General features: G+C 35.5%; 20 protein-coding genes. 10 read left to right on the forward strand and 10 right to left on the reverse strand.

All coding sequences use genetic code 11. The features are described 5' to 3' along the window. Positions 1-278: 278 nt before the first annotated feature. The gene (locus tag B0475_RS02555; protein ID WP_157892651.1) at positions 279-662 is read right to left on the reverse strand and encodes a hypothetical protein; all 384 of its coding nucleotides are present in this window, start codon (positions 660-662) and stop codon (positions 279-281) included. 119 nt (positions 663-781) lie between these two features. On the opposite strand from B0475_RS02555, the gene B0475_RS02560 reads away from it, so the two are divergent. After that, entirely contained in the window at positions 782-1,372 is a 591-nt protein-coding gene (locus B0475_RS02560) for a tyrosine-type recombinase/integrase (RefSeq protein WP_077409874.1), read from the forward strand. A 1-nt stretch (position 1,373) separates the two neighbouring features. Beyond that, positions 1,374-2,153, forward strand: coding sequence for a hypothetical protein (locus tag B0475_RS02565; protein WP_077409875.1), 780 nt, complete (start codon positions 1,374-1,376; stop codon positions 2,151-2,153). Between the two features lie 375 nt (positions 2,154-2,528). On the opposite strand, the gene B0475_RS02570 is transcribed toward B0475_RS02565, so the two are convergent. The 3 genes from B0475_RS02570 to B0475_RS02580 are packed head-to-tail and all read right to left on the reverse strand — an operon-like array spanning position 2,529 to position 6,257. Continuing rightward, positions 2,529-5,168 (reverse strand): hypothetical protein, encoded by a 2,640-nt coding sequence (locus tag B0475_RS02570; protein ID WP_157892652.1) that lies wholly within the window; start codon positions 5,166-5,168, stop codon positions 2,529-2,531. Further along, entirely contained in the window at positions 5,165-5,713 is a 549-nt protein-coding gene (locus B0475_RS02575; protein ID WP_077409877.1) for a hypothetical protein, read from the reverse strand. The genes B0475_RS02570 and B0475_RS02575 overlap by 4 nt, the downstream gene beginning before the upstream one ends. Next, positions 5,706-6,257, reverse strand: coding sequence for a hypothetical protein (locus tag B0475_RS02580; RefSeq protein WP_077409878.1), 552 nt, complete (start codon positions 6,255-6,257; stop codon positions 5,706-5,708). Before B0475_RS02580 ends, B0475_RS02575 begins: the two co-directional genes overlap by 8 nt. Positions 6,258-6,639: 382 nt before the next feature. On the opposite strand from B0475_RS02580, the gene B0475_RS02585 reads away from it, so the two are divergent. Both B0475_RS02585 and B0475_RS02590 read left to right on the forward strand, forming a co-directional pair. Continuing rightward, a complete protein-coding gene (locus B0475_RS02585) occupies positions 6,640-7,041 on the forward strand; it encodes a RusA family crossover junction endodeoxyribonuclease (RefSeq protein ID WP_077409879.1) in 402 nt (133 codons plus the stop codon). After that, positions 7,038-7,733, forward strand: coding sequence for a hypothetical protein (locus tag B0475_RS02590; protein ID WP_077409880.1), 696 nt, complete (start codon positions 7,038-7,040; stop codon positions 7,731-7,733). The genes B0475_RS02585 and B0475_RS02590 overlap by 4 nt, the downstream gene beginning before the upstream one ends. A gap of 137 nt (positions 7,734-7,870) precedes the next feature. Here the strand turns inward: B0475_RS02590 and B0475_RS02595 are convergent, their stop codons facing one another. The 4 genes from B0475_RS02595 to B0475_RS02610 are packed head-to-tail and all read right to left on the reverse strand — an operon-like array spanning position 7,871 to position 12,720. Next, the gene (locus B0475_RS02595; protein ID WP_157892653.1) at positions 7,871-9,271 is read right to left on the reverse strand and encodes a hypothetical protein; all 1,401 of its coding nucleotides are present in this window, start codon (positions 9,269-9,271) and stop codon (positions 7,871-7,873) included. A gap of 10 nt (positions 9,272-9,281) precedes the next feature. Beyond that, positions 9,282-10,220: an ATP-binding protein gene (locus tag B0475_RS02600; RefSeq protein ID WP_077409882.1), complete on the reverse strand. Its 939-nt coding sequence runs from the start codon at positions 10,218-10,220 to the stop codon at positions 9,282-9,284. After that, positions 10,217-12,097, reverse strand: a complete 1,881-nt coding sequence (locus tag B0475_RS02605) for a hypothetical protein (protein WP_077409883.1) — start codon at positions 12,095-12,097, stop codon at positions 10,217-10,219. The genes B0475_RS02600 and B0475_RS02605 overlap by 4 nt, the downstream gene beginning before the upstream one ends. Further along, complete coding sequence (locus B0475_RS02610) at positions 12,094-12,720, reverse strand: hypothetical protein (RefSeq protein WP_077409884.1); 627 nt, start codon at positions 12,718-12,720, stop codon at positions 12,094-12,096. The genes B0475_RS02605 and B0475_RS02610 overlap by 4 nt, the downstream gene beginning before the upstream one ends. A 143-nt stretch (positions 12,721-12,863) precedes the next feature. On the opposite strand from B0475_RS02610, the gene B0475_RS02615 reads away from it, so the two are divergent. Beyond that, entirely contained in the window at positions 12,864-13,283 is a 420-nt protein-coding gene (locus B0475_RS02615; protein WP_077409885.1) for a hypothetical protein, read from the forward strand. Between the two features lie 36 nt (positions 13,284-13,319). Beyond that, positions 13,320-13,595, forward strand: a complete 276-nt coding sequence (locus tag B0475_RS02620) for a type II toxin -antitoxin system TacA 1-like antitoxin (protein WP_077409886.1) — start codon at positions 13,320-13,322, stop codon at positions 13,593-13,595. Between the two features lie 56 nt (positions 13,596-13,651). Here B0475_RS02620 and B0475_RS02625 read toward each other — a convergent pair whose 3' ends face one another. Together B0475_RS02625 and B0475_RS02630 are read right to left on the reverse strand one after the other, a co-directional pair. Continuing rightward, positions 13,652-14,167: a hypothetical protein gene (locus B0475_RS02625; RefSeq protein ID WP_077409887.1), complete on the reverse strand. Its 516-nt coding sequence runs from the start codon at positions 14,165-14,167 to the stop codon at positions 13,652-13,654. Positions 14,168-14,193: 26 nt separating this feature from the next. Then, positions 14,194-14,397, reverse strand: a complete 204-nt coding sequence (locus tag B0475_RS02630) for a hypothetical protein (protein WP_157892654.1) — start codon at positions 14,395-14,397, stop codon at positions 14,194-14,196. Positions 14,398-14,869: 472 nt separating this feature from the next. Between B0475_RS02630 and B0475_RS02640 the strand changes: the two genes are divergently transcribed. The 4 genes from B0475_RS02640 to B0475_RS02655 all read left to right on the forward strand — a co-directional run bounded on the left by B0475_RS02640 (position 14,870) and on the right by B0475_RS02655 (position 17,192). Further along, complete coding sequence (locus B0475_RS02640; protein ID WP_157892655.1) at positions 14,870-15,394, forward strand: 3'-5' exonuclease; 525 nt, start codon at positions 14,870-14,872, stop codon at positions 15,392-15,394. 52 nt (positions 15,395-15,446) lie between these two features. Further along, the gene (locus B0475_RS02645) at positions 15,447-16,211 is read left to right on the forward strand and encodes a hypothetical protein (RefSeq protein ID WP_157892656.1); all 765 of its coding nucleotides are present in this window, start codon (positions 15,447-15,449) and stop codon (positions 16,209-16,211) included. A gap of 36 nt (positions 16,212-16,247) precedes the next feature. Beyond that, on the forward strand, positions 16,248-16,778 hold the full coding sequence (locus B0475_RS02650; protein ID WP_077409892.1) for a DUF6985 domain-containing protein: 531 nt from the start codon (positions 16,248-16,250) through the stop codon (positions 16,776-16,778). Between the two features lie 66 nt (positions 16,779-16,844). Then, positions 16,845-17,192 carry a hypothetical protein gene (locus tag B0475_RS02655; RefSeq protein ID WP_157892657.1) on the forward strand — a complete coding sequence of 116 codons (348 nt, stop codon included), beginning with the start codon at positions 16,845-16,847 and terminating at the stop codon, positions 17,190-17,192. The last annotated feature ends 29 nt before the right edge of the window (positions 17,193-17,221 follow it).

Raw genomic sequence — 17,221 nt, forward strand, 5'->3', positions numbered from 1 at the left:
CCAAGGAGTTTTGTCAACAACAGAGAAAGAGTCAGAAATCTCTAGTTTTGGCTGGTACTGTTTCTGGGTAGGGGTCAAAATGAAATTATCTCATCCAAGCTGTGGTATTAAGTTTGGGGTAAAGGTCACCAGGCGTCCTTACGCAGGGTAAGTTCATCGACATTCTCAAATTCTGCATTAAGAAATTCAGAGAGATATTCTTCATCTATTTCTGCCATATTCAATTTAATAATTAGTTTGCTTAAAGAAACAAGTGGTTTAAACAAAATCAATCATTGTTATCTGATTGATCCATCATAATCTTTTTCATCACACCATTTTTTCATGCTTTCAATTGCATTCTCATATTGTTGCTTAGTGGAGTGACCATGCAGTTTGTGTCTTTGTTGAAAAAGTGAAATGGTTAACTCGACTGCATCAGCCAAAGACATGGTTTTGCATGTCGGGCCAGGACCAGGGGTAAGAATTGGTGGGGAAGAGACCTGCCATGACCCATTGATTTCTTCAATAAAACATACCCATTTGTATGTTTTCAAATTTCCATATCTGAGTTCATGCTTCTCTTCATCGGTCATTACATGTAAATGTAGAGGGGTGCCTTGAATCACTCTGGTACGAATACCTAAGTGCTTGAGTGTAGTTATTGCTTCTACAGTGTCCATTGGAATATTTTACCAGATCGATTGATGCTTCTCTTGAGATTATACATAATGCGCTTTTTGTAAAAAGTTTTTGTTCGGTGATACAATAAAACCAACACTTTCATGAATGGTTTTGGAGTATGCCCAACAGGCGAAATGTAAAAAGTAAGCAGGAAAACACCTCTGATGCTCATGAGAGGCCCAAAGATTTTCTAAATGAGCCAGAAATGGATTTGCTGTTAAAGGGAGCAAAGCAGGGTAGGCATGGTATTCGGGACCACCTCATTCTTCTCATGATGTACAGACATGGTTTAAGGGTTAGTGAAGCCATCAACGTCAAGTTGTCAGACCTGAATTTAAAACAGTCCAGGATATGGATCAATCGGTTGAAGAACGGGTTGTCAGTAGAACAACCGATCGATGGTGTTGAGTTAAGAGCCATCAAAAGATATCTGAGCACCAGGAACGATTCATTGCCCTGGTTGTTTACCAGTGAGAGAAGTCAGCCATTAACCCGGCAGTCAGTTAATTACATCATAAAATCTGCAGGTAAAAGAGCAGGGGTGGGATCAGTTAATCCACATATGCTCAGACATTCATGTGGCTATTACCTGGCAAACAAAGGTTATGACCTTCGATTAATTCAGGATTATTTGGGACATAGAGATCCGAAACATACAGTTCACTACACACGAATTGCAGGAAAGAGGTTTGAAGGGATTTGGGGATAGTATGTCCAAAAACATTCAAGAGTTATTTGCTAAAAAAGTAATTGAGTCACACCTGAAAACTCATGTGTGGATTAATGATGATGGATCTAAAGATAGCATGTTTGATCTAGGGGTTGGAAACAAGAACAACCCACAATATGCAATTGAATGTATTGGAGTGATGAGCCAGAAAGAAGTCGAAACGTGGAATCTTGGACCAGCAAGAGGTCCGAATAAATGGAATTTAATTGGTGATTGGGATTTACAAATATCATCCAATACAAGAGTGAAAACCATTCGTGAAAATTTAGAACCGTTTTTGGTAAAGCTTGAAAGTCAAAATCTTCCATCTGATTTTGCTCTTCATGTAGATGAGAACTTGGAGCGATTTGATTCTGTATTATTTAAAAATTTGGAAAACTTAGGTATTGTCTCGATTTTGCAATTTCGAAGTAAAGGAGAGGGTACTGTATTCATGTCAATGCCTGGAAGTGTTGGAGCTGAGAATATGAATGGTGACGGAATATCAGAATGGGCAAGCAATTATCTTTCAAGTAATAAATGTATTGACGTTCTTCATAAACTATCTTTGTCATCTGCTTCCAAAAGAGAAGTGTTCATGCATTTAATTCCAGGTGAAAAAACGCCCTTTGAACTTGTGTCATATTTTTTTAATCATAATCAAGTTCCAATGCAAAAACCAAACTTACCAAAACCAGTTACAGGTTTTTGGTTAGTTTGCTTCGAGTTTTGTTTATATTGGAATGGTAAAAGTTGGATTAATTTTGAGATTAAAAAATGACTTAAATTATCAAATCAAATTGTTATAAAAACATTCACATTATGGCCACTTATAATTCGGGAAATATCTGTGGTTATTAAATTGACAACTTTAATTGTAAATTTCGAAGTTTAGTTGCAGAAAGTTTCCAAGTTTAGTTGCACGTCCACAAACTGGGCGTCCAACTAAACTACTAAAACCCAGAATGTTATAAGTTGTTGAATTTATTGATTTTGAGGAATTATTTTTACAACTAAAGTCCTAAAATTATTCTAATCCCAGTCTGAAAGACAACATTTTTTCACATTACAACTAATGTGCTGAATTATTTGTCCATTCTTAGATGAAAATGCCATAATTTTTTGCTTTTAAAACAACTACTATTGAAATAAATTTTCATTTAATGAATTCTTGATGATCTATTCCCATACTGTTAATCAAACCAAGACGATACAGCTTTGCTAATGGTTGACTCATTTCTTCTTTATTATTGTTTTTTAAAGACTCAATAAGTTCTTGATTAAAATTATAAGTAACGATTTCGCTTGCCATTTTTTTTTGCAAGATGAGTAAATCATATACTGATTTATCAATTTCAATTTTTTCATCCATTATGTCTTGCCATCCTGGTAATTCAAACCAGCTTGTAATGTAAGAGTCTGCCTTTCCGGTATATATGATTTGAATTTCAATGTTTGAATAATACCTGCTGCCACCTTCTGGACATTTATCTGACTCTTTATCATTTTCATTTAAACATCTAATGTTAAATGAAAGAGGGATTGTATTACCGGTATAAACATCATTTGCCAGATCATTGAACCAAGCCTTAATTACTTTTGTATTCCCAGTATCAATGTAAAAAGCATACTCACGTAAAGTTCTAGACTCACGGGTAAGCATCTGATGAATTAAATAACGTAAAAAATTAGTCCTTAATTGATAGTTATTTTCCAAGAGAGTAACAATATTTTTGTGAGTTTCTTCATCGTCTCTGAAAGAATCGTGCATTAAAAAAGGCATTAGAGCTCTACCATCTGCTATAGAAAGTTGTGCTAAGGCAAGTTGAACAAGTTGATGAGCCTGGCTCAATAGTTCCCAACCTTTAATTGCTTGAGTTTCCTCAATTTCTTTTAATCCAGACATGCCAATGTACTTATCTTGTTTAAACATTCCATATAAATGATGTATTCTGTTTATTGGTTCAGCAACGGTTTTTAATACAGTAATTGATAGAGGTGTCTTTATTGAATTGCGCAACTGGTTCTGTCCAGGCATGCTTCCGTAATATAGTTCAACTACACTTTTAAGATCCTCATACTTGTACGTTTTGAATCTATCTAAGTTATTATTTTTAAGCAACTTGATAGGTGCTTCAAAGAGATACAGGTCACTTAAGTCAGCTTTATCAATTTCTATGTTTGTAATTTCATTTGTATTAATCCAATTGTTGAATGACTTCGTGTAATAATCATATTGCTTAAGGTAGACATTGTTAACAAACTCATCTGCATAATACAGGTAAGATTTATTTGATTGGTTGAGTTTTCTCTCCTCTTGCTGGCCTTCTTTAAATACTTTCAAAATGAGGTATTGATCAATTCCTCGATTGTCTCTTATTCCACTGAGTAAATTTGATAATGTTTCATCACATTTTTGAAATTCGTCGAGATATTTTTCAAACAGATAATCAAGCCTTTCAGACACACTTGAATTTACAAGTCTTTTGTATGTGTTTCCTGAATAGGTATATTTATTAAATGTATTTAGATTTCTAATGTAGAGAGAATCAGGTGCTGTGTATGCATTAGCTAAGATGCTGAATCCATTGCAAGCACCCAGTTGTCTGTCATCATTTGAATAGATAGCTCTTAAAATATCATCTGTTTTTCTTTGTATAGCATGGTAAGTTAGATCAAATCCTTCAGACATGCCAACTTCAATCCTGCGCAGAGATGACATAATCTTAAATTGGTTTTTGATTATGGTCTGTTGGTTAACTAAAATTCTGTCAAGTTTTTTATCTAATAATCCAAGCGCATTCATTATCGCCTTAAATCTCAACTGTGCAGGGTCAGGTCTCTTTTTCTTGAAAACACCTACAACTGATAATGCAGCTCCTAAGTAATCTTGATTTGCAACTCTTGTGGCTGCTGTGCTAAAACCGCCATATATTTCAACAGCTTTCATAGCATCTTTTGATAAGTTGCCTCCCAAAGCCTGGAATAATTGTGTGGCCTTGCTTACCTCTTCGGCGACTCTGGAATTTGATCTAATAAACTTTTTAGCTTTTTTAAGAAGTTTCTTAGCTGCTTTTTTAGTTTGCTGAGTATTTCCATATCTATTTTTTTCTAGGTTGTCGATGAAGGAATCAATATTAGATTCAGTAACACCTTTCCTTTGTAAATCTCTTGCTAACCTTGCCTTTCCTTTATGATCTGACAAAGAAGAATCATCAATGAAATTATTGATTTCATTCCAATAGTTGGTTGCATCATTTTTAGCTGTATGAGTTGCTTTTTCTATATCAGTGGCATAGTTATTTTCTATCTGGGTCTTAAAGTCACTAAGATCTCTCTCTCTGAAATAATTGTGAAATATATAATTTGCATTTACAGCGCTAACAATAGATGAACCCATTGACACTGCACACCCATAATTTTTTTCAAATAAACAAATTCCAGTAGTTGTCAATGTATCACTAAAATAGCTAGCTCCTGTTGATGCGCGTGCTCCTGCATCGTAAGCATTTTCAAAAATATCAAATTCATTTTGTATTACATGATCAAATTTTAATCTGGCTTCATTCGCGCTGTAATCAAGAAACCTGCTATATTTTGATAAAGCTTCAGAGGTATTTAATACAGTGTTTGGCAGGTCGGAGTTGTAGAAATCATCAAATGTTTCAAAATCTTTATACATTTCATCAGCTTCACTAAGGGCAACTAATTTTTCAGAAACCATCATTCCTTCATGATCATGGCTCTTAAGATCAATGCAATGAGAAAGAAAGATTAAGGCAAAAATAAGTTTCATTTTTTTTCTGCAGGTGTTTCCTTGTCTAACTGTTCCTTTATTTGCCTAACTGTTTGCATCAAACTCTTTAGTTCTTCATTTATCACAGATTCACTTTGTTTTTTTTCATCAACTTTTGGTAAAAGTAATTCAAATGAAGCAAGCTGTGCTGAAATTACATCAAGTTGTAAAGACAAACTAGTAGTGAGGTTTTTTCTTAATAAGTCATTTTCTTTACTAATTTCATCGGCAGCATGTTTTAAGCGTTCTTCAAATAATTTTTTAAGATTGTTTGTGAGCTCCTCGAATGATTTATCTCTTGCATAGCATTTTGCAACACCAGATTCTACTAATAATAAAAATTCTCCAGCATCAATATGTGACCTACCTCTGCCATGACTTGAAGGCCTTTGTGCTGATTGAGTTCCTGTGGCCCATAATAGATAGTCTTGTTTCCCTGAATCGTGATTTGATCTATTGTCATAAACATAGCCAAGGCAACGCGATTCTGAATTAACAAAAACAAGTAAAAGAATAATAATAAGTGGTGATTTCACTTTAATCATGTTTTGCTCCCATTAAATTTTCTTTAATTTGTAAAACAGTATTTGAGAGATTTTCAACCTTCTCTTTTATTACTGACTTTTGTTTTGGTGTTTGATTGATATTTTCTAAATTTATTAATAAAGACATTAATTCAGCATCAATTACATCAAGTTGAAGTGACAAGCTTGTAGAAAGGTTTTTTCGTAATATTTTGTTTTGAGTATGAATTTCTTCTATTGCTAAACTTAGATTGCTTTTGTTAACCTCATACAGGGTTAGGTCTTTAGCAACGCAAGCAGTAACATGATCTGAAAAATCGATATCTGCTATATCTGTTCCTTCTTTTATCGCACTTTTTATTCGTTTTACTTTCTCAGCATGCTCAGCTGATATCCTGTAAATAACTTTGCCTGCTGATATTTTGTGACCTGGAGTATTTTCATCTATTGAAAAAACAGTAGTCATGGCATATTCAGAACCGATCGACCAATAATAGTCTCGGTTTGCAGAGACAGTAATGCCGTCTCCATTATTATTTTCTACTACCCCTCGGAAAACATACATTTGACACTCAGCAAAAACATTATTAAAAAAAATAAAATTAAAATAGAGGTAATAAATTTCATATATAAATTCTCAAAAATCTTGCAAGCACTAATAAAAACAATGTATACATACATAATAATATAAAAGTTGTGTCATAGCAGTGCTTTTGATAGATTTGTTATGTCATCTGTATTTTTCCCCGATATTTATAAAATCACCATATTTTGAAGATCGATTCAAAATTGGAAGAATTGCATAAAAATATATAGAAGACTGGAAACGCCTTACCACCTTTGATTTTTTATCTCTTATGAAATGGGTAATCTTACTTGTGATAGGGTCTAGAATATCAAAGCCTTACTACTGACAAGCAAGACTTTATGTATAATTACGCACTATTATGATTCCTTTCGAATTTACAATTAAAGGACCGCCTATATCACATCAAGCGAAAAGCAAATCAAAGAATCGCTGGAAAACGGCTGTTGCAGCTGCCGCTAAAGCAAAAATTAAACAAGGTGACGTTCCTACAATTGATGAAGTTGCAATAAGGATCACATACTATTATGAGGGTGACACGCCAGATGTAGATAACATTATTAAGCCGATTCAGGACGCCCTCATTGGCTTAGTTTATGTTGATGACTCACAAGTAATACAAGCTGTTTCATCAAAAGCAAGAATTGATGGCTCATTTACAATTAGAGGGGCTTCTGCTGAATTATTATTAGCATTTTCCAATAAAGATACATTTGTGCATATTCTAATTACATCTCCCCCAGACATGAGTGTACTCCCATGACTGAAACTAATACTCAACGTGAACTTAAGAAAATCAAAGATTTAGCTCGAGACTATAAGAGTAAAGGCTTTGAGGTTTCAATATCTCCAAAAGGCAAGGCCATTCCTGGCTTCATGAAAAAATTCAATTTCGTACCTGACTTGATAGCAAAATCACAAGAAGAAACCTTCGTGATAGAAGTTTCATCTAAAGAATCTGTCAATCGTCTTAAAGAGTTATCAGATTTAGTTAAAGCTATTGAGAAAAAGAACGGCTGGCGTTTTGTTCTTGTTATGACAAACCCAAGAGAGTCCTCAGCAACATCTATACAATCGCCAATGCCAGAATTGATTGAACTACAAACGTCATATAAAAAGCTTTTAAAGCTTAAGAATGTCTCAGAAAATTATGGAAGAGATTTTGATCAAGCAATCTTACTTCACGCTTGGTCAATAATTGAAGGGGCTTTGCGAATGTATAATTATTCAGTCAAGTCTAATACGCAATTTCGTAACCCAAAATCAATTGTTAGGGACACAGTTATGTATGGTTTTATTTCTCTAAAAGAAGGAGAATTTCTAAGTGAAATGATTGAAATTAGAAATCGCATAACACATGGTGAAGTTGAGACCAAGATCAGTAAAGCATCACTTAAGAAGCTAATTATGCTTTGCGAAAGCCTGGTTACGGAGGTGAAAACTAGAATTGATTAACTTTGAACTATAAGAGAGTCAAGCATATTGGGCCTTTCACTTAAATTTTAGTATAGTTTTATGGTAAGACCTGAGAAATTTATAATGTTCATTATGGAACATATTTCAATATCGTGGCTCCAGAATTTGTGTATCGATCAATCGAAAATCCCCCAATAATAATCTTTATAAGTTAACTCCCAAAATCTGGATTCTTGAGCACCGAGAACAAAACTATTATTTAAAAAATGCATTGGTATTTTAATTTCCAGGTTTGATTTGAAAATTTCAGCATCAAATGTGAAGTGGTTACTTCTTAATCTAAAAGTCAACCTGCGTATGATTCTGAATAATTCCCCCCAATCAATGATTCCATCATTTATTTTATGTTTTTGAATATAGGATTGAGTTATCAATATGGAATTGTATGAGAGGTTCCAAACTTCGGCATGGCATATAAGATTTATTAGCTCGATATTAGGTAATACACTCCATATTTGCTTGAAAAAGGACCATCTTCCAAATCTGGAAGACCCGCCCAGAATATGGCTGTTATCAGTCAAATGCCAGCTGTGCAATCTGTTTAAAATTTGAAAACTTGAATGGCTTAATTTTGAGCTGACAATACTGGTTATAAAGTGTTTGTTTAGGAGTAGGGCAGTTATGAAATATGGAGATATCGATTGAGAAATGCCCTCATTGTAAATATGCTGTTTAATGTTTTGCTCATCATCCAAATCTAATGACAAAAAACTCGAAATCAGATTTAAATGTTTAATTCCAATAGCATCTAACTTCTGTGAATCAAAAACATCAGAACAACGACCACTTTGACTAATATCGATCTTTAACTTGTGGACATCAATGATTGGTATATTGTATTTGGTTAGCAATGAGGAATCGTTTAGTTTAAGTTTGCCTTTGGTTTTTAACAACGAGAAAATTAGTACAGACTGATTGGTAAGATTATGCTCCCAAAGTAAATGGAAAAGCAGGTTTCTTTCATGTTTTAGAGTTTGATTTCTGGCAAGATGGTGAAATGTAGCCTCTCGTTTTAAACTCCATTTTTCAAGGGTTTTCGTGAAAACACCAAATATGCTGGAATCAAAATCTTTTATATCTATTTTATTTAATTTCATATTGAGCCCGCAAACTGGGCATTTATGATTTAGTTTTAATGCTGAGTATTGATTCCAAAGAGAATCACATTCTGGGCAAAATGAAGTAAGTTCAACATTATGTACCGGGCATGTGTTTAGCCAATCCAATTTAAATGCATCTGAGTGAAATCCAAGTGCCATACACTTAGGGCAGGACTTCCCAGGTCTCTCTATTATTTCTTTGAAAAGTTTTGCTCCATTGGTCCGAAATGGAAGTTTATGCTGCCGAATATACTTATTTTCAATTCTGGCTATTTTGCTAAGCAGAGGATATATGCTGTTCTTTGACTTGGAAGATGAGCTGAAGTCTAACTTAAGGCCATAGTTAGCTATTAGGAATCGCCTCATTATTGAATATTTGCTCTCTCCCGGCTTTTTTAAAAGGAGTCCTGCATTCATGATTCTCATTTCAATGGACAAGATTTTTGACTAATCCGGAAGCCCTAATGCTTTCTCTAATCATTTCACTAATTAATCCATCATCACCCACTCCGTGATTAGGAAGAAAGTCTGTAAGTAATATTCGAATCATCGAAATAAAGTATTGCATTGGCCAAGACTTAATATTCATTTGAGATTTGAAATCTGACAGGTATATAGGCCATATATTGTCTGCCAAAGATTTTAATCTCCAATTATCAGGCACAGTATTGCCCACAAAGTATTTTGTGTATGTTGGTCCGTCCTTTGGGTACTGCCTGGTGTCAAATTCATTTAAACAAAAAACAAGTTCTTCGTAAGTCCTGATTCCATAAAACATAAACTCTTGGGTAAAAAACCTTCCCCTGATTAATTCATTTTGGTCATCCTGAATGGATTTTCTTATCCTAAGTGAATCTGAGTCATTCCCTGCGAACAAAACAAACAAGTTGGCACCACATCTAACCAGACCATCATAAAGCTCTGCGAAAGCCTCTAGTTGGTTTACATTGAGTCTCTGGAACTCATCTACGATCAGAACCACCTGCTTTGTGCTATTGATCAGAGTCAAATCACCCAGGTGATGCATAACAATGTTTGACATATCATCAGATGTAGCTCTGGCCTTTAATTCAAAACCAAATGAGTGGCAAATATTTTTAAAAATTCCAGCTATCGTGTTTTGATCCCTGGGGGCTATTGAAATAGACTTGGCGCCTATTTTTTCACCTTGTCTATTCATTAAGATATCAATTAAATAATCCAATGCTCTGGTTTTGCCAAGACGATAATCTCCATACACTGCAGCTCCAGCAGATCCATTCCACAAACACTTATTAATTTGGGTCGATAGAGTTTGTATCATCGGGGTCATAATAAAAAACTGACTGTTGTTGAAAATTGGGTGCTCGTCAAATTCGGCGTTCATTTTGGACTCCTCTCACTAAGAACTTGTGGATTCCATGTAATTGACTTGCTACTTTGTCTTAACGGTTTGTTATTTCTCGAATAGAGCTCATCATTTTTAGGAGGAATGACAGGCAAATGGTCCGTCATGTTTCTGATCATCGATGTCAGATCCAAGGCTTTTTGGGGTAACTCTTTTTGAGTCCTTAAATATTCAAAAAGGCCATGAAGCGGATCCTTTCCGGAGATGAGTTTTTGGTCAACCAGTTTCATGATGTATCTCCTTAAATCCACATTGTGTCGGCAAAGTTGCCAGCTGTTAGGTGCTCGCAAGATTCCAAGCTTTTTACCATCCGTTGTCACGGCCTCGATTTGACGAATGTCTCTGAAATCATATTTGATGATGATTTCTTGTTTTACCTGGTGATGGCCAAGAACGCCCGGGGCTGAATACCTCTGTTTTTCAAAATGAACATATGGCCAGCGTTTTTCTTTGCTTGACCAGCAGACTTTGACTCTTTTTTCTCTGAGATATGGGTTCTTGATTTCATGTGCCAGGTGATGGTTTATTCTGATCAGGCGGTTACTCATGTGACTTTGAAGTAAAGTCAAAGGAGAATGCCCACTGAGCCTATTTTGCGGTTTGCTATTGTGGTGGGTGATGATTACGCTCAAAACGTCCTCTAGGGCTTCTAAAGTAAGAATAGGGGGCTTTTTTGAGTTGAGTAATGTCTCTTTCTTATCATCATTGGGATGAGAGCCTGTGGTGCATGAAAACCGATGGATGTGCTCATTAATCCTTTTGAATGCATATTCAACCACATTACGTTTTTTGGGGTGAGCTGGAAGGCCATACTCTATGGTTGAGCCCATTTCATTGCACATGTATTCCCTCACTGTCATAGAGTGATGGCATAAGGCATTATCCAAGCTGATCATTCCAATGCCTGCATTTTCATAATACTCACCCAGAGCAGTTGGTAAGCAAGCTCCAGGTTCATACGATAAGCCAGGTGTAGTCAATTTCCTGGGTGTCCAGCGTTTATTGATATTGATCAGTAAATCCAACAAATCATGCTGAGTTGGATTTTCAGTGAGGCAAAGTTTATAAGCCAATATGCAATCTGTGGCCACATCTATGGCAATGAACAAACTCATCCTTGATAGCCTTAAGGGTGAGGTTTCGCCATGTTCACTGATGACAATGGAAACCTGTATATCCTGAGTTTGTGAATCTATCTGGACCTGATCATATGCCCGATTGCTGAAGTTGCTCTTGACTGGCCGGCATGTGTTCATCTCGGGCAGGCTGTATTTGGCAACAAGCTTGTGAAAGAGCTGGCGTATTGATTCATAACCCAATCGAACTTGATCGAAAGGGTACTGATCAGATGACCAGTTTTGATCTCTTAGATACTGCAGAAATTTTCTATGGAATATTTTTGGGGTCAAGTTTTCACCATGCTTTCTTTTCTTAACAAAAAGCTTAACGGTGTCCGATAAATAGTTATTAAGCCCTGGAACGGTGTTGAGCAAATGACCGATGGAACATCTGGCACCGACAGTTGACTTAATGCGACTCAAGGAAGACCTTCTTTTGTCCTTGTTCAAACGATTAAATGGAATCAATGCTGAAGTGAGGGCAGGGGGTGTATGGGCTTCCCCGGCAAGTGTTCTATGCATCAGGTTTGAGATCTTTGAAGTTGACACATTCAGCTGTTTTGATACATCGGTAATTTTTTCACCTTTGCAAACCATACTTACAATTTTCAAGTTCTTAATGAACCCTTGTCTTTTACTCGCAGGAAGTGAATTGGCTTCAATCGAGACCCAGTTGCTTGTATCAACCAATGCTGGGTCTTGTTCAAGTCTTTGCTTCCAACTTAGTAGAGAACTCATAATGACACCTCTGTATTTAGATCAATCTCCTTATCGTTGTTAATAGAAACCTGGCCTTTGTGTATCAACCTGAATAGGGCCAGTTCTTGTAAAGATGAATTCATTCGATTACCGATTTGAATGAGATCACCAAGATTTTGTTCTGGCTTATCAGAAAGTAATTTGATCAACTGACATTCCTGGTTATCGGTAGCTTCATGAGCGTTATTAACCAGAACTCTGATGATGAATAGCCAGTTCAGGGCTTTTTGCTCTTGAGCGAATATTTCTTCGTTTGTGATGACTTTGAATTTAGCATCAAGCTCAGAATTAAAGAATTCTGAAAGTGGTGCAAAATGAGCATCATTAAATTTACCAGCTGGCTTCAACTCAATGACTTCTCGCTTATTGCTGAAAGTCACATAGCAATCAGGAATGTATCTTCTGCCATTGATTATGGTCTTGCATGGTTGTGGGATGAATGAATTAACCAATTGGTTGGATTCAAGCAGAGCAGCGTGCAATAGTTCGGCATAAGAATGAAATATTCCAATGTCAGGAAATTTTATGAATTTTTGTAAATAACATTGCGCACTTACTAAAATTTTTTTTGCAGAATTAATTTGCTGTTTAGGAATAATCATATTGCCCGACCTTATGGATTTACAGTAGATATCTACAATAAAATCAATAACATATATAGTGCAGTTTAACTGAAAAATGTTTATAGTTAGAAGTCAATAAATGTATTGGTAACTATAAAAAAAAGTATAGTGCTTAATCAAAAATGAAAGAAGTCACCTACAATTCTGAAGGTTTTGGAATAAAAACAGTATGTGAAATGTTAAACATTGGGAGACAGACATTACATTACTGGAGAGATGTTCTTTATCCGGATGGTAGGAGCAATAAGTTTAGTTCATATGAATTGCTCTTCCTAAGAATTATTAAAGAGTTTGTACATTTCAAGGGGCAGAAAATTGGTGATTTTAGCGGAGTGGATTGGGATGAGTTTGCCATTGAACTTTCGAAATTCCCACCATTTGAACTTGCAAGATATATTTTTTTATGGGAACCAGCAGAAAAAAAAGTATTTATATATCAAAGTGGTGATTCATCAATAAAAGAAACTCGCTCAAGCAGAAAAACAGAGCTAGAGGAGATAGTAAATGAGCACATTAACAAACTGTTCAATTTTGGAGTCTAAAATTTACTGCCTACAATTTCTCATGAGAAATAAACCATGAAACTCACTTCTATCAATATTACAACAACTGAAGAAATTGTGGATTTGCTTCAAAAAGCAGCTGTTTTTTCAAATCGATCATTATCTGAATTGATCATAGAATCAGCTATCAATGAATCAATAAATGTTATCAATGATATAGAGTCGATTGAGATAAGTGATGAGATGGCCAATACCATTTTAGCTAACATGAAGGAGTCTTTCAAAGTGAACAAATTACTGAAGGGAATCGGGAGTAAATATGAAGCAGAAGTAACAAGTAAGAAAGATTGAACCTGATGCCAGGGAAATACATTCAACGGTTATTTCTGCAATAAACTATATTGCTCCTATTTGTCAGCTGTATTAGGTTTTGAGTAGTTTATCCAAGCTTTCACGAAAACATCTTCTTCATCAAATAAATTGCCTTGATGAGAAATTTTCATATCTTTAAACTCATTAGACAACTTTAACAATAACTCAAAGAGGCCTTTGATTGCATCAATATTCCATTGTAGCCCCATCCTATAATCTATTGACAAACTGTCAGTGAAAACAAATAAACCAAGCTCTGGGATTGTTTTTCCAGTTGGGCTTTTAATTCCATTAAAACAAACATGGAAGCACTCGGCTTCACCGGATATCACACCTCTGGCAGGGTTATCTAAAAATGTGAACGAGATTTCAGCTTCTTTGGTCTTGGACCAAAAGTATGGATTTGATGAAGAAATGCATTTTGAGGAATTTCTAATTATTTCATAGCCAGCTATCACTTCCTCACCTGACAGATTATTCAGTTCAATGTCAGGCAATGAACCATCGTTCTCTTTAAAAATATTTTCTATTTTTCGCCAATGCTCAATCATATATGCAGCTTAGATGGTAACTCATTTCACTGGTCATCACTGCTTGGCTCATCTCTAAACATGTACGTCCCTAAAACCATAAAACCAATTGAAATTAGTATCGAAACCCAGTTTAGAGGCTTAGCTGGTGCTGTGCTCATGAAGTTTCCAAACAAAGATACCAGCATAATAATAATGCCTATGAAAATAAATAGACCACCATACATGGTTTTCATTGATTTCTCTTTCATTGCCACCTCCTGTTTCTTCATATTTTTCAAGTTGGTTATTTAGATTAAAACAGTAAAAAAATGCACTCTGATATCATATTTAAGCATATATTCTACTGCTCATGTCCATCTTGTTTTAATTCAGAATTACCTGAACGAACATAATTGGCAAGCAGTACAATTTGGATTTTAAATGCCATTTTCTAAAACGCGCTTTTAGTACTTGTACCGTTATGAGCAGAAAATACAATGCTGAATGTTTATAATGATTGTTTTTAGATTAAAGAAAACTGACTTATGTGGTGGGTCGTTGTATTGATTGGTGTGATTGTTGTTTATTCTATGACATCCGAAAAGGGAAGTCAGTCGTCGCGTAAATTCAATAAAAAGGATTTTGATGGCCATAAAAAAAGAAAGCTGCCGTTGAAGACGAACAAAAAGGAACGCTTTAGTAACATCAAGGAATTCTGTAAATTTATCAGACATCGTTATTTTGGATACTGAAACCACCGGTATTGATAAACATGACCAGATTATTGAAATCGCCATTCTTGATGAAGAGGGAAACATTTTATTAGATTCCCTGGTAAAGCCAACGGTAAAAGTCACCCCGAATGCCAGAGCAGTTCATGGCATTTCTAATAGGGATCTGAAAAATGCACCTGGTTGGGCTGAGGTATATGAAAAATATTTATCTATTACCGAGGGTAAAACTATCTTGGCCTATAACAGCAAGTTCGATAAACGATTAATGCAACAATCGTGCAAAGCAAACAAGCTGGTTAATAAAAGAAGGAACTGGGATTGTATTATGTTGGCTTATTCTGAATTTATGGGCAATACCAAGAATGGATGGTATAAGTGGCATAAACTAGAAGACGCTGCTTTTAATTCGACTGTAAGCATTAGTAATTCAAATTCAAAACAACACAAAGCTCTATATGACAGTGGCTTAGCTCTTGGCGTTTACATGCATATGAAAGCTGAGGTTAATAAATATTTTGAAAGCGATGTTTAAAGTTATTCCCACGCCAATAATATTTGAAATTGAAAATGTTGAGTAAAGTATTGTGATTAGCAACGAATTAATTCAAGAAACCATGGCATATTTTCATCTGCATAAATCAAACCGGTTTGTTGTTTCTCCAAGTCTGCCCATCTTGTTCTTTGGTGACATTGATGCCTATTCACGCTCAAGTCTAAAAATAGTTACTGTTGGGAAAAACCCTTCTGACAATGAATTCAAAATCAACAAGGATGACCCTTATTCCTTTTGCCGTTTTCCTGATTGGAGCAATTCAATAGAAAGCCTTACCAATTGTTTAAAATCATATTTTAAGAATAAGCCATTGAAGCAATGGTTTAGCTGTTATGAGCCAATTCTGAATGGCGCTGAATCATCATATTATGATGGTGCATTTAAAAATCGTGCTATTCATACAGACCTGTGCAGTCCGTTAGCCACTGATCCAACCTGGAGCAAATTAACAGACATCGAGCGCGATACTCTTTTTTCTAGTGGCTCTAACATCTGGATCAAGCTGATCGAGGATTTACAGCCTGATTTGATTTTGGTATCTATTCCAAGGCAGTTGTTTGAAAAGTTCTTTTCAGGTGAAGCTAATTTACTGGAGTCTTTCAAGTTCAAAGAGGATGGAACAGCAAGGAAAAAACCGTATGATGTTATCTCCAAAAAATATAAATTTAACTCAGGGAAAACAGCAACAGCGGTCTGGGGAATGCCTAGCAACAAACCTTTTGATCAAATATCAAACAGAATTCGAAGAATTGTTGGGGAAAGACTTAAGGATGAGTTGCTTAACGTCAATATCTAGCCATGTTGAAGCTCCACTGTAACAAAATGCAACACCATGAACAATAAAAACGCTCCAACTTATCCAGATACTTCATCAGATGAATTCTTCATTTACACAACAATTAAGTCACCTGGATTTGATGGGTTAAACGTCAGGAATGGGCCATATGGAGCCCTTTCAAGTAAGGCCCCCTCAGACGGAACAGTTGTGTTCTGTGCAGACAAAGGGTTAGATTGCAGCATATTCCTTGCCGAATCAAAATGGGTGAGTGATCACTCCTGTGAAATTATTCAATTTGCTCTCGAAGCGATGGTAGATCAATACTGGGAAAACAGAGAAAATGTTTTAGAATGTTTGATTGATGAAAATTCAGATGAGGTTGTTCCAGAAATCACAATTCCTAGCGACCTTAAATCATTATGCGGTATTGTATCAATTCATATAAAGGAGCCTGGTGAATTGGGCAAACATCGATTCGGTATAGAGTTTGGCTGTAACTGGGAAGATGAACATGGGGCAGGAGTGAGATTTGAAAACCTCAAGGTAATCAATGATGGTCAGGCCTCTGCTTCCTTTGACTATTAATCCAAAGAGATAACAGACATTCCCAGTGTGTTAATATGAACACATCAAAACTAAACAACCATGCATATGAAAGTAACAAAAGCCATAACTACTTCAGCATTGTTATCCATGCTGTTATCTTATCCAGAAGTATCTAAATCAAAAGATACCACTTGGACTGATGTTGAAAAGCTTCCAGCTGAGGTAGAAAGCGAACTAACAAAAGATTTTAAAGACCCATTTTCCGTTAAATATAGAAATCTCAAAGTTTCAAACAGGGGGTTATATTGTGGCGAAATAAACGGGAAAAATAGTTATGGCGCATACTCAGGATTCAAAAAGTTTTATGCATCTGAAGAAGTCGCTGATGTTGCAACTGATGAAACAGCATTAGCAATAATTGATATTTTTTGTGGAGATGGTGGCAAAAATTAATTTAAGCCAATGCATTTAAGGGTTTGGAC

It is taken from the genome of Marinicella sediminis (assembly GCF_002000055.1).
Lineage (GTDB): Bacteria > Pseudomonadota > Gammaproteobacteria > Xanthomonadales > Marinicellaceae > Marinicella > Marinicella sediminis.

What these genes read in the sequence shown, in the direction of transcription:
- B0475_RS02555 (WP_157892651.1), bottom strand. Translation starts at nt 662, where the DNA reads ATGGACACTGTAGAAGCAATAACTACACTCAAGCACTTAGGTATTCGT.
- B0475_RS02560 (WP_077409874.1), top strand. Translation starts at nt 782, where the DNA reads ATGCCCAACAGGCGAAATGTAAAAAGTAAGCAGGAAAACACCTCTGAT.
- B0475_RS02565 (WP_077409875.1), top strand. Translation starts at nt 1,374, where the DNA reads ATGTCCAAAAACATTCAAGAGTTATTTGCTAAAAAAGTAATTGAGTCA.
- B0475_RS02570 (WP_157892652.1), bottom strand. Translation starts at nt 5,168, where the DNA reads ATGAAACTTATTTTTGCCTTAATCTTTCTTTCTCATTGCATTGATCTT.
- B0475_RS02575 (WP_077409877.1), bottom strand. Translation starts at nt 5,713, where the DNA reads ATGATTAAAGTGAAATCACCACTTATTATTATTCTTTTACTTGTTTTT.
- B0475_RS02580 (WP_077409878.1), bottom strand. Translation starts at nt 6,257, where the DNA reads ATGTATGTTTTCCGAGGGGTAGTAGAAAATAATAATGGAGACGGCATT.
- B0475_RS02585 (WP_077409879.1), top strand. Translation starts at nt 6,640, where the DNA reads ATGATTCCTTTCGAATTTACAATTAAAGGACCGCCTATATCACATCAA.
- B0475_RS02590 (WP_077409880.1), top strand. Translation starts at nt 7,038, where the DNA reads ATGACTGAAACTAATACTCAACGTGAACTTAAGAAAATCAAAGATTTA.
- B0475_RS02595 (WP_157892653.1), bottom strand. Translation starts at nt 9,271, where the DNA reads ATGAATGCAGGACTCCTTTTAAAAAAGCCGGGAGAGAGCAAATATTCA.
- B0475_RS02600 (WP_077409882.1), bottom strand. Translation starts at nt 10,220, where the DNA reads ATGAACGCCGAATTTGACGAGCACCCAATTTTCAACAACAGTCAGTTT.
- B0475_RS02605 (WP_077409883.1), bottom strand. Translation starts at nt 12,097, where the DNA reads ATGAGTTCTCTACTAAGTTGGAAGCAAAGACTTGAACAAGACCCAGCA.
- B0475_RS02610 (WP_077409884.1), bottom strand. Translation starts at nt 12,720, where the DNA reads ATGATTATTCCTAAACAGCAAATTAATTCTGCAAAAAAAATTTTAGTA.
- B0475_RS02615 (WP_077409885.1), top strand. Translation starts at nt 12,864, where the DNA reads ATGAAAGAAGTCACCTACAATTCTGAAGGTTTTGGAATAAAAACAGTA.
- B0475_RS02620 (WP_077409886.1), top strand. Translation starts at nt 13,320, where the DNA reads ATGAAACTCACTTCTATCAATATTACAACAACTGAAGAAATTGTGGAT.
- B0475_RS02625 (WP_077409887.1), bottom strand. Translation starts at nt 14,167, where the DNA reads ATGATTGAGCATTGGCGAAAAATAGAAAATATTTTTAAAGAGAACGAT.
- B0475_RS02630 (WP_157892654.1), bottom strand. Translation starts at nt 14,397, where the DNA reads ATGAAAGAGAAATCAATGAAAACCATGTATGGTGGTCTATTTATTTTC.
- B0475_RS02650 (WP_077409892.1), top strand. Translation starts at nt 16,248, where the DNA reads ATGAACAATAAAAACGCTCCAACTTATCCAGATACTTCATCAGATGAA.
- B0475_RS02655 (WP_157892657.1), top strand. Translation starts at nt 16,845, where the DNA reads ATGAAAGTAACAAAAGCCATAACTACTTCAGCATTGTTATCCATGCTG.